This window comes from Streptomyces sp. NBC_00775, assembly GCF_036347135.1.
Taxonomy (GTDB): Bacteria; Actinomycetota; Actinomycetes; order Streptomycetales; family Streptomycetaceae; genus Streptomyces; species Streptomyces lutosisoli.
Genome location: NZ_CP108938.1, coordinates 10,761,074 through 10,772,280, shown reverse-complemented (window position 1 = coordinate 10,772,280; position 11,207 = coordinate 10,761,074). Strand labels below are relative to the sequence as shown.

Genomic DNA, 11,207 nt, shown 5'->3' with positions numbered 1-11,207 from the left:
GTTACGGGACCTGACGGCGTGGTCAGCGGAGGATGAAGTCCTGGTTGGTACCGGGCGCGTTCTTGCACGGCCACTGGTCCAGTTGCTGGCCCAGGTTGCTGTCGGCGCCGTAGACGTCAAGGCACAGGCCGCTGTTCTGGTTCTGGAACTCGTAGGAGCCGTCGGACTGCCGCAGCGGCAGCCAGAGGCTGTTGGCCGCCGCGCCCGGGGTCTGCTGGACGATGTCCGGGGTGCCCGCCGTCGTGGAGCTGCCCGCCACGGCCACGTCCTGGCCGGAGTTCTGGGCCCGCAGTTCGCCGTAACCGCCCGAGGCCGGCACGAACTGGAACTGCTGGTTGCTCTGCCCGTTACAGGTCCACTGGCCGATCGAGGCGCCCGCGCTGCCGGAGTTGCCGTAGACGTCCATGCACAAGTTGTTGTTGGCGACCACGAGTTGGTGGTAGCCGTTCGGGAAGCCGCCGCTGGACGAGGCAGGTGTCAGGTAGACGGCGAATGCGTCGTGCGAGGCCTGGAACGTGATCGGCACGGTGATCGAGCCGCCCGAGGCGCTCACGTTCTGGTTGTACACGATCTGCGGGGCGGCGAGCGGCGCCTGGTCCGGGATGCGGTGCACGGTGACGTTCACGCTGCCGGCGTTCGCCAGCCAGGGCACGGACGCCAGCCCGTTGAAGGTCACGGACGCGGAGCCGGTGTTCCCGTTCGAGTCGCCGATGATCGCCACCGCACGCTTGGCGGTGGAGTCCTCGGAGGCGGAGATCGCCGTCGAGCCGACCTGGCCGGAGGTGGCCACGAGGGTGCCGGTCATGTCGGCATAGTCCCGAAGCGCCCACCAGTTGCCGGTCGGCTGCCAACTGCCCCCGCTCTGGGTCAGGACTCCGGTCAGGTTCGGGGTGACGCAGCACACCCAGTTGCCGCGCATCGCGTTGGTGTACCCGGACTGTGCGAACCGCGCCAGGTACCACGCCGTCACGCCGGCGGTCTGCCGGTCGGCCGGCTGGTACTCGTTCGCGGACAGCGGCAACGGACCGATGCCCGCCGCAGTCAGGGCGCTGTTGAGGGACTGCCCGACGGTGACCGGGTCGTCGACGTCGCCCTCGTCGTGGTTGGTGATCATGTCCGGCACCGTCCCCGCCGCCTTCACGTGCGCGAGCCAGGTCTGCCATTCACCGGGGTTGCCCTGCGGGGTGAACGCCAGGGACGGTCCCACGATCTGCGCCCCGGGGGCGATGCGTCGGATCTCCCGGTAGGCGGTGTCCCACATCTGGAAGTACTGGGCGCTGTTCACGCCCCGAGTCCAGAAGACGGAGATATCGGGCTCGTTCCAGATGTCGTAGGAGAACTTCAGTCCCGAAGCCTGCAGCGCTCCCACCGTGGAGTCGATGAAGCTGATCCAGTTGGAGCAATTGCCGTTGTCGCACGGGTACATCGTGTTCGACGGCTGGCCGCCGTTCGCACCGTAGATGTCGCTGACCAGCACCTGGTACTGCGCGTGATACGGCGGTTGGGTGAGCCGTTTCGCCTGCGAGATGATCGAGCCGACGTCGGCCCGAGTGGCCGAACCGTACTGGTAATTGTCCTTGATCCAGCCGCCGGAGAACCATCCGCCGCCGCGGAACGCGTTGATGCCCAGCGGCTGGATGAACTGGTCCACGGGCTGGCTGCCGTCTTCGCTGAATCCGTAGAGGAACCCCTCCCCCACGCCGGTGGACGGCCCGCGCGGCGACGCCAGGTTCACGCTCAGCGACTCGCCCGAGGCGGCCTGACTCGCGGCCGTCGACAGCAGTTGCAGCATGAGCGCCAGGACGACGCCGGCTGCCAGCATCAGACGGCCGGGTCTCACTCTCGTCCTCATCCGATCCTCCCGCGGTTCAGCGCCGCCGCGCTGCGGCGCGCATGATGCACAGGGCCGGCTCCCCTGTGAGGGCAGTCCGGTGCGGTGGCACGCCGGGACGGCGGCCGGGCGCCGCCCCGGTGGAGGTTCCTTACGAGGTCAGCTCAGCGACCATTGCTGGTTGGATCCGCCGTTGCAGGTCCACAGCTCCACGGGGGTGCCGTTGGCGGTGGCGGCGCCGGTGACGTCCAGGCACAGGCCGGACCAGGCACTGGTGATGGTGCCGTTGGCGTTGAGGTTCCACTGCTGGTTGCTCTGGCCGTTGCAGATCCAGGTGATGACCTTGGTGCCGGGGCTGGTGCCCTGGTTGGAGGCGTCCAGGCACAGCCGGCTGCTGCCGGAGTACACGGTGAGTTCGTGGGAGGAGGTCTGGGACCAGGTCTGGTTCGCCGCGCCGTTGCAGTCCCGGATCTGCGTCTGCGTACCCGCCGTCGTCGACGCCCCCGGCACATCCAGACACCGGCCCGCACCCACCGCATGCAACGCCCCCGTCGTGCCGCCACCGCTTCCCGCCCCGTAGCCGGCAGCGGTGATGGCGGCCTGGACGGCGTTCTCATTGGCGTCGGATGGGTAGCCCGCCGTCATCGCGCCTTCGAAGAACTCGCCCACCCCGGTAGGACTGTTGTCGCCTCCGGTGCCGAGCAGGACCGAGCTGTCGAGCTTCATCGGTGAGTAGCCGTTCGGCAAGGGGCCGGAGAAGGTGGTGGTCAGGCCCCCACTGGCGCCGTTGCCGTATTTGAGAGTGAAGTTGCTCGTGCCGTTGTTCTTCAGCCACGCGCTGACGAAGGGGTAGTGCACGCCGGAGTTGTTCGGGTCTTTGTTGGAGCCGGTGTTGGTGTGGTACATGCCGTTCTCCAGGTCGGCCTCGACCCATGGGCCGCTGCCGGTGCAACCGCCGAACCAGCAGGCATTGCCCCAGTAGATGGCGTTCATGGTGGCGTTGCCGGTGTCGGTGTGCGAGTTCTCACCGCTGCCGTAGTCGAAGCAGCACCACTGGTTCGTGTAGTTCGACGACGTCACCATGTAGATGCCTTCGGGCTGGGAGCCGGTGGCCACGCCGCTCGCGTGGTCGATCCGGTAGCCGACGCCGGGGGTGACCTTGACGCCGAAGACCTGGTGGCCGGCCGCGGTCACCGGCAGGGCCATGGCGTCCGCCCCGACGTCGGATCCGTTCGGGCCGGGGCCCTTCCAGTAGCCGCCCCAGGAGATGGGCAGGTCGTTGTGCCTGGCGGTCTGGTCGTAGATCTTCGTGATCGTGCACGAGGTGCCCGAGCAGAACGAGACCTGGGACGCGGCGTCGGCGTACCCGCCCGTGCTGAGCACTCCGATGTCGCGGTAGCTGTGATCGGAGGCCCGCTGGATCTGGTACAGCGGGCCGTTGTACGACGTGAAGAGCGCCCGAGTGGTGGCATGCGCCGTCACACACGGCGTACCGCCCGCGGCATAGATGTCGCACGGAAGCGACGTGGCGGCCGCGGCCTGCTCGCGGGCGTTCGCGGAGTGGGCCACGGGTTGGCGGGTGGCGGTGGTGCCGGTCTGCGGGGACCGGGCGAACGCGGGTGCGCCGAATGCGGCCACGACCATCACCAGGGCGACCAGGAACACGGTGGGGAAACGCCTTCGTCGGCGATCGGTGGCCGGCTTGAGCATGGAGACCTTCTCCGTCCCGGTGCCGTCCCACGGCACCGACACTGTCGGCGGTCGATGGGAGGACGCCCGACTGTCCGCGGGAGGCAGGCTGCGGGCCGACCCCGCCGGTGCCCGGCCGAGTCGCGCCGGGCGGCTCATCCCAGCGTCCACTGCTGGTTGCTGCTGCCGTTGCAGGTCCACAGTTCGGCGAGGGTGCCGTTGGCGGTGGCGGCGCCGGTGACGTCCAGGCACAGGCCGGACTGAACGCCGGTGATCGTGCCGTTGGAATTCAGTGTCCACTGCTGGTTGCTCTGGCCGTTGCACGACCAGATCTCCACCTTCGTCCCGGGGGCGGTCCGGTTGTCATAGGCGTCCAGGCACATCTGACCGCTGCCCGAGTAGACGGTGAGCTGATTGGACGTGGAGTGTGTCCAGGTCTGGTTGGCCCCGCCGTTGCAGCTCCAGATCTGCACCTGGGTGCCGACGGTCGTGGTCGAGTTCGGTACGTCCAGGCACTTGTTCGCGCCCACCGCGTGCAGCTCACCGGTCACGCTGGTGCCGCCGCCGCTGGTGCCGCCGGAGACCCGGTACATCACCGTGCCGTGCGCGGGCACCGAGGCGCTGATCGTGCCCGAGGTGGTCGAGGCCGCCCCCGACCACAGGTCGGTCAGGGCATAACTGGACGCCCCGGTCTTCCCGATCGCGGCCGCGGTGGTGGTGATGGTCGCCGTCGAGCCCGTCTCGTTGAACAGGGCCACCGACACGTCCCCGTTGGCCAGCGGCTTGGCCAGCACGTCCAGGCCGCCCGAGGACGACACCATGGTGCCCTGTTTGCCCAGGGAGTCCTGGTCGACCGCGATCACCCGGGAGTTGGTCAGCGTGGACAACGTGTCCGCACTGGCCGAGGGGATGTTGGTGCCCGCGATCAGCGGAGCGGCCATCTCTGCCCACAGACTGAACTCGCTGCGGCTCTCGGTGGCCGTCATCGAGCCGTTGCCGACTTCCAGCATGTCCGGGTCGTTCCAGTGGCCGGGGCCGGCGTAGGAGGCCAGTCCCACGTTGCTGTGGAAGATCGACAGCATGCTGGAGAAGCTCGCGTTGATGTCCCCGGTGGTGCGCCAGCTGTTGCCCACGCCCGCGCCCCAGGTCCACACGTTCTCCTGACCCCAGTTGCACAGGCTGTACAGGATCGGCCGGCCGGTGGCCGCGAGGGCGTCCCGCATCGTGGTGTACCGGCCCTGCGCCGGTGCCCCGTTGCTGTTGCAGTTGTCGTACTTCAGATAGTCCACGCCCCACGACGCGAACGACTGCGCGTCCGTGGTCTCGTGGCCCAGGCTGCCCGGATATCCCGCACAGGTCGCGGTGCCCGCGTCCTCGTAGATCCCCAGCTTCAGTCCCAGCGAGTGCACGTAGTCCGCGGTCCCCTTGATGCCGTCCGGGAACTTGGCCGGGTCCGGCACCAGGTGGCCGCCGGAATCGCGGCTGTGCGTCATCCAGCAGTCGTCGATGTTGACGTACGAGTAGCCCGCCGCCTGCATGCCGTTGGTGTGCATCGCCTGCGCGGTGGACTTGATCAGGGACTCGGTGACATTGCAGCCGTACGCGTTCCAGTCGTTGAAGCCCATCTGAGGAGTCAACGCGAGCCCGTTGCCCAGCGCGGCGGCCGGCTGCGCCGTACCTAGGGATACGAGGGGGACGGCGACGCAGAACAGCGCGGCCGAGAAGACGAGCGCCAGCATCCCGCGCAAGAACAGTCGCGGGGACAATGGCGACAGACGTCTGACTCTCGCGGTGGTCATGGGCATGATTTATCGACTCCTGGGCCGAGTTGGGGGAGAACACGCCTGCGTGCAGGGAAGCGGGGCAGGTCCGGTGGCGGTCCTTCGGACGGGCCGGAGGACCGCCACCTGCCGAACGTGCGAACGGACGTCAGCGGTAGCCGGCGGCGGTGATGTTGGCCTGCACCGCGTTGTCGGTCGCATCGGAGGGGTAGCCGGCGACCATGGCGCCCTCGTAGAAGGTGCCGGCGCTCAGGTTGGCGCCGCCGCCGGGCTTGCAGCAGTCACCGCCGCTTCCCAGGACGATGGCTCCTTGCTTCTTCATGGGGCTGTATCCGCTCGGAAGCCCGCCGTCCCACAAGGTGGCCAGGCTGCCGGATTGCGCGTTGCCGCCCTTCAGGGCGAATCTCGACGTCCCGTTGTTCTTCAGCATCGCGGTGACGAACTTATTGGGGAAGGCCCGCTGGTTGGGGTTCCAGGACTGGCTGCCCCCGGAGAACAGGCCCCATTCGAGATCGGCCTGCACCCAGGGACCGCTGCCCGAACAGCCGCCGAACCAGCACTCGGTGCCGAAGTTGATCGCGTCCATCGCCCCGGCGGCGTCGGCCTTCCTTGTCGTCTCGCTGTTGCCGTAGTCGAAGCAGCAGCCGCCGTTGACGTGGGTGCCACTGGTCACCATGTACGCCCCTTCGGGCGCCGCACCGGTCGGCACGCCCGTCAGGTGGCCGTCCCGCCAGTAGCTGTTCCCAGGGTTGATGTACAGCGAGTACGCCTTGGTGCCCCCTGCGGTCAGCGACTCGGAGGTCGCCTTCGCCGGGCTGCTCTGACTCGATCCCGGGACCTGGGCCGACCCCTGGTACCACAGGTCGTTGCCGTGTCCGGACTGGTCGTAGACGACCGTGATCACGCACGAGGTACCCGCGCAGAACGAGTCCTGCGCCGCCGCGTTGGCGAAACCGCCGGGCGCCAGCACGCCGATGTCCCTGCTTGCGTTGTCCGACGAGCGCCTGACCTGGTACAGGTTGCCGCTGTACGCACGGGAGAGCGCCCGCACCGTGCTGTGCGCCGCCACGCACGGCGTACCGCCCGCGGAGTAGAGGTCGCACGGGCCCGACCCGTCGGGCGGCGGAGAGGTCGACGTGCTCCACTTCTGGTTGCTCTGGCCGTTGCAGGTCCACAGGATGACCGCGGTGCCATTGGCCGTGCCCGCCCCGTTGACGTCCAGGCACAGGCCGGACTGAACGCCGGTGACGGACCCGTCGGAGTTCTGTCGCCAGAGCTGGTTCGACTGCCCGTTGCACGACCAGATGATCACCGGGGTTCCCGGAGCGGTCTGGTTGTTGTACGCGTCCACGCACCGGGTGCCGCTCATCGTCCTCAGCTCACCCGCCGACGTGAACTCGAACGCCTGACCCGCCTGGTCGTTGCAGTCCCAGATGTCCAGCGCCGTGCCCAGCGTGTCGACGTCGCCCTTGACGTCCAGGCACCGCCCCGACGCCGAGCTCACCAGGCGGGCCGTCGCCGCCGACGCCGGCCATGTCGACGCGGTTGCCAGCGTCATGGCCAGCAGCGCCATCACGCACAGGGCGGCGGCCACCGGTAGGCGCGGAGCCGCGGGGCTCCGGGACGGAACGGATGAAGGCTGCATTCTGTTCCTCGAATAGGTGGGGGAAGGCGACAGAGCGTGCCGTGCCTGTCCGAAGGGAGACGCTCAAGGGCCGCCGCTGCCACCGGCCCGGCCTGCGGTTCCGGGCGTTTCGTGACACGGGGACTTCCGTGGCGTGTGCGGCCGGCGGGTCGGACCGTCCGGCCGCACACGCGAGTTCCGTTCGGCTTCGAGTCGTCCGAGCCGTCCGAGGCGTTCGGAACGTCACGGCAGCCGGCCTGACCGGCAGTTCAGGCGGACCGTCGACCGTTCCCGGCGGGTGCGGCCGACGGTGGAGGGCGCGGCCGGGGGTGTGATCCGGATGAGGTCATGGCGTGACTCACCTCTGCAGACGTGGGGGAAGGGGAGCCCGGGAGCACCCACAAAGGGCACTCAGACATCCCATGTTCCATAGTGATTCCACAGGTTCTTCCCCGCTGTCAATAGATGTGACGCCTCATCAGACTCACGATCCATCCCATGTTTTGCCTGGTCAGCCCGGCGTGACGGCATGACGACACGCGCGTCCGGCGACGGTTGCCGGGCGCGAGTGTTCGTTGCCTCCCCCGAAGCGGTCGGGGCCGGAGCGCGCGCTTGGCGCAGATCACCTCACCTGAAGCTCCAGTGCTGGTTGGCACCGCCATTGGAGTCCCAGATCTGGACCGGGGTCCCGTTGGCGCTCTGCCCGCCGGGGACCTCCAGCGCCCGGCCGGAAGCGACGTTGGTCAAGGTGTACGAACCGTCGCCGTTCTGACTCGCCCGCCAGTGCTGGTTGCCACCGCCGTTGGAGTCCCAGATCTCCATCCGCGTGCCGTTGCCCGTCTGACCGCCCGGCTCGTCCAGAACCCGCCCGCTGCCGACGTTCGTCAGCGTGTACGAGCCATCGCTGTTCTGACTCGCCCGCCACTGCTGATTCGCCGCGCCACTGGCATCCCAGATCTGCAAAGGCGTGCCGTTACCCGGCTGTCCGCCCGGTACGTCCAACACCCGGCCCGCAGCGACATCGCTCAGCGAGTACACCGCGCCGGAGACGATGCCCCCCGGGTTGCCGGAACCGCCGCCCAGCGCGGACAGGGACGCGTCGTAGGCCGGCTTCTTGTTGCCGTTGTTGTCGAACAGCAGCGGGTTCTCCCCCGTCCGCCACGAGTCGCTGTCCCTGATCCCCCACACGGTGATGCCGGTGCAGCGAGCCACGTTCATGCACGCCCGGACCGTGTTGGCGTAGGCGGTCGACGGCGCCTGCGCGATGTCGAGTTCGGTGATCTGGACGTCGACACCGAGGGCCGCGAAGTTGGACAGCGTGGTCTGGAAACTGGCCGGTGGGCCGCCGGTGCCGAAGTGGCTCTGGAAGCCGACGCAGTCGATGGGCACGCCACGCGACTTGAAGTCCTTGACCATCGCGTAGACACCCTGGGTCTTGGCGTCGGTCCAGTTCTCGATGTTGTAGTCGTTGTAGCAGAGCTTGGCCGAGGCGTCGGTGGCCCGGGCGGTGCGAAACGCCTCTTCGATGAAGCCGTTGCCGAGCACGTTCTGGAACACCGAGCTGCGGTGCTGGGTGGAGCCGTCGGCGAAGGCTTCGTTGACCACGTCCCAGGCGTAGATCTTGCCTTTGTAGTGGTTCATCTCGGTGGTGATGTGGTTGTTCATCACGCTGCGCAGGGTGTTGGCGTCGCCGATGGAGCTGACCCAGTTGGGCAGTTGGCTGTGCCACACCAGGGTGTGGCCACGCATCCGCTGCCCGTGCGCGGTGGCGTGGCTGACGATCTGGTCGGCCGGGCCGAAGTTGAAGTTGCCGCGGGACGGTTCGATGGTGTCCCACTTCATCTCGTTCTCCGGGGTGATCATGTTGAATTCCCGGTCGAGAATCGTGGAGTACGTCGAGTTGCCGAGCTTTCCGGCAGCCACGGCGGTGCCGAAATAGCGGCCGCTGTCGGCCGCGGCCGCGCCGAGCGTGCCGGAAGCAGCGTGTGCGGCGGGGCTCGCTGCCCCGGTCAGGGCCAGTACCGTGCCCGCCATCAAGCCGGTGGCCGAGGCCAGGACCTTGCGGAGGCGGGGCTCTTCGGTGAGCCAGGACATGAGGAATCATTCTCCTTGGATGGGGAGGACACCGGTCACGAGCCGGTGCCGCGGTGGAGTCGGGTCACGGGTTCAGGAGACCGGCAGAGCGGTCCATTGCTGGTTGGCGCCGCTGTTGCAGTCCCACAGGACCAGTTGCGTACCGTCGGTGGTGGACGCGCCGGGGTCGTCGAGGCAGCGGCCGGAAGCCGGGTTGCGGTAGCCGCCGTTGTACGCCTGCCATTGCTGGTTGGCGCCTCCGTTGCAGTCCCAGATCTCGATCTTGGTGCCGTTGGCGGTGCCGTGGCCGGTGACGTCGAGGCACTTCCCGAGCGCCTGCAGGGTGCCGTCGGAACGCGCGGACCACACCTGCGCGTCGGAGGTGTTGCAGGACCAGATCTGCGCGGCGGTCCCGTTGGCGCTGTTGCCGCCGTTGACGTCCAGGCACTTCCCCGCGATTCCGGAGCGCACCTGCCCGCCCACGGAAACCGGCGGCTTGATCCAGCCTGCCGCGTCCGCGGCCTGGATCCCCGCGTTGAAGGCGTCCGCCATCTTGCTGAAGCCGCTGTCGTTGGGGTGCAGGGAGTCCGACAGGTCCGCGGCGGTCAGGGCGCCCATGTCCACCAGGCGTACGTGCTTGCCGGCCGCCTGCTCGGCCTGGACGATTCCGGGGAGCTTGGCGTTGAACGCGGGCCGGTTGGCCTCCTCGGTACCGCTGGTGGAGATGATCACGGTGCCGACGAGGACGGTCGCGTCGGGTGCGTCGCTGGTGATCTGGTCGATGAGCGCGCGGAGCCGGTCGGCGGCGGTCGGGATCTGATAGTTGCCGTTCAGATCGTTGGTACCGATCTCCAGGGTGACCACGTTCGGTCGGTAGCGGGCCAGCACGGAGTCCGCGATGCCGGCCAGCTGGTCGATCCGCCAGCCGGAGTGGCCTTCGTTGTCCGGGTCGGACATGGTGCCGTTGCGGCCCGAGCCGACGAAGTCCAGGGCGTGACCCTCCGCCGCCAGTCGGTTCCCCAAAAGACCGCGGTAGCTGTTCCCTGACGGGCTGCCGACGCCCCAGGTGATCGAGTCGCCCATCGGCATCACCCGCAGGGACGCGGGCGCGGCGGCGGCCCGTGCGGCGGAGGGCGGCGCCTCGGTGCCGGTGGCGGCCGCGGCGGGCCATGCGGCGCCCATGCCGAGGGTGGCCGTCAGCGCCGCGGCCAAGGGTGCCCAGTACTTCTTCATCAGCGTTCCTCACTGGGTGCGGGACAGTGGGTGGGGTGAACGAACCGCTGGTCAGCGGGGGGTGAAGTCCTGATTGGTGCCGGGCGCGTTCTTGCACTGCCACTGGTCCAGTTGCTGGTCCAGTTGCTGGCCCAGGTTGCTGCCGGCGCCGTAGACGTCGAGGCACAGGCCGCTGTTCTGGTTCTGGAAGGAATACGAGCCGTCGGACTGCTGAACCGGCAGCCACAGGCTGCTGGATGCTCCGTTGGGAGCCTGCTGCACGATGTCGGGCGTACCGGCGGTCGTGGAGCCGCCCGAAACCGCCACGACCTGACCGGAGTTCCGCGCCTGCAACTGGCCGTAACCGCCCGACGTCGGCACGAACTGGAACTGCTGGTTGCTCTGCCCGTTGCAGGTCCACTGGACGATCGCGGCGCCCGCACTGCCGGAGTTGCCGGTCACCTGCTGGGCGCCCGTCACGACCGGCTGCTGCCCGGACATGGCCTGGTAGGTGATGGTGTGGCCGTTCTGGCCGCCGTCGCCGGAGCCGAAGGCCAGCGGCTTGGACTGCCGGTAGGTGCCACCGGCCAGGTAGACCACGACGTCCGCATCGGCCGCGAGCTGGTGCGCTGGCTGCTGCGCCTGGGCGATGGTGGCGAACGGCTGCTGGGCGGTGCCGTTTCCGCCGGGAGCCGCACCCGGCGCCACGTACAGGGCGGCGGCCGCCGCCTTGCGCTCGGCCGGTACCGCGCTCACGGCCCCCGCCGTGGCCACGCTTCCAGCCAGTAGGGCGAGCAGGGCTACGGGGTCGGCCCAGCAGCCGCGAAGCACTCTGGGCCTGGACATCCTCATCCTCCAGTGGTTGCGCCGGTGATCCGGTGGTTTCGGGGCGGTCTGGCGTTCTTCGCCGTCGCAACCGCTGGCATGACGCGCCCGCCTGCCATCGGTCGAGGGTGGACCGGTCGTTCTGGCCGTGCGGCCGGAAGGTCCCGCGGAG

The 11,207-nt window shown here is 68.7% G+C and carries 6 protein-coding genes and 1 pseudogene; all 7 read right to left on the bottom strand.

Translation table 11 applies throughout. The annotated features are described in order from the left end of the window. Window positions 1–22: 22 nt before the first annotated feature. Entirely contained in the window at window positions 23–1,852 is a 1,830-nt protein-coding gene (locus tag OIC96_RS48130; protein WP_330301761.1) for an RICIN domain-containing protein, read from the bottom strand. 138 nt (window positions 1,853–1,990) lie between these two features. After that, window positions 1,991–3,541, bottom strand: coding sequence for an arabinofuranosidase catalytic domain-containing protein (locus tag OIC96_RS48125; RefSeq protein WP_330301762.1), 1,551 nt, complete (start codon window positions 3,539–3,541; stop codon window positions 1,991–1,993). 134 nt (window positions 3,542–3,675) lie between these two features. Further along, window positions 3,676–5,319 (bottom strand): glycoside hydrolase family 27 protein, encoded by a 1,644-nt coding sequence (locus OIC96_RS48120; RefSeq protein WP_443058503.1) that lies wholly within the window; start codon window positions 5,317–5,319, stop codon window positions 3,676–3,678. 130 nt (window positions 5,320–5,449) lie between these two features. After that, window positions 5,450–6,874 (bottom strand): arabinofuranosidase catalytic domain-containing protein, encoded by a 1,425-nt coding sequence (locus OIC96_RS48115; RefSeq protein WP_330309933.1) that lies wholly within the window; start codon window positions 6,872–6,874, stop codon window positions 5,450–5,452. A gap of 681 nt (window positions 6,875–7,555) precedes the next feature. After that, a pseudogene (locus tag OIC96_RS48110) lies at window positions 7,556–9,019 on the bottom strand (endo-1,4-beta-xylanase); the annotation flags it as partial. Window positions 9,020–9,091: 72 nt separating this feature from the next. After that, window positions 9,092–10,231, bottom strand: coding sequence for a ricin-type beta-trefoil lectin domain protein (locus OIC96_RS48105; protein ID WP_330301764.1), 1,140 nt, complete (start codon window positions 10,229–10,231; stop codon window positions 9,092–9,094). A gap of 51 nt (window positions 10,232–10,282) precedes the next feature. Beyond that, the gene (locus OIC96_RS50060) at window positions 10,283–11,056 is read right to left on the bottom strand and encodes an RICIN domain-containing protein (RefSeq protein WP_443058502.1); all 774 of its coding nucleotides are present in this window, start codon (window positions 11,054–11,056) and stop codon (window positions 10,283–10,285) included. Between the last annotated feature and the right edge of the window lie 151 nt (window positions 11,057–11,207).

Coding starts and splice junctions, on each gene's coding strand:
- OIC96_RS48105 (WP_330301764.1), bottom strand. CDS start 10,231: ATGAAGAAGTACTGGGCACCCTTGGCCGCGGCGCTGACGGCCACCCTC.
- OIC96_RS48130 (WP_330301761.1), bottom strand. CDS start 1,852: ATGAGGACGAGAGTGAGACCCGGCCGTCTGATGCTGGCAGCCGGCGTC.
- OIC96_RS48125 (WP_330301762.1), bottom strand. CDS start 3,541: ATGCTCAAGCCGGCCACCGATCGCCGACGAAGGCGTTTCCCCACCGTG.
- OIC96_RS50060 (WP_443058502.1), bottom strand. CDS start 11,056: ATGTCCAGGCCCAGAGTGCTTCGCGGCTGCTGGGCCGACCCCGTAGCC.
- OIC96_RS48115 (WP_330309933.1), bottom strand. CDS start 6,874: ATGGCGCTGCTGGCCATGACGCTGGCAACCGCGTCGACATGGCCGGCG.
- OIC96_RS48120 (WP_443058503.1), bottom strand. CDS start 5,319: ATGACCACCGCGAGAGTCAGACGTCTGTCGCCATTGTCCCCGCGACTG.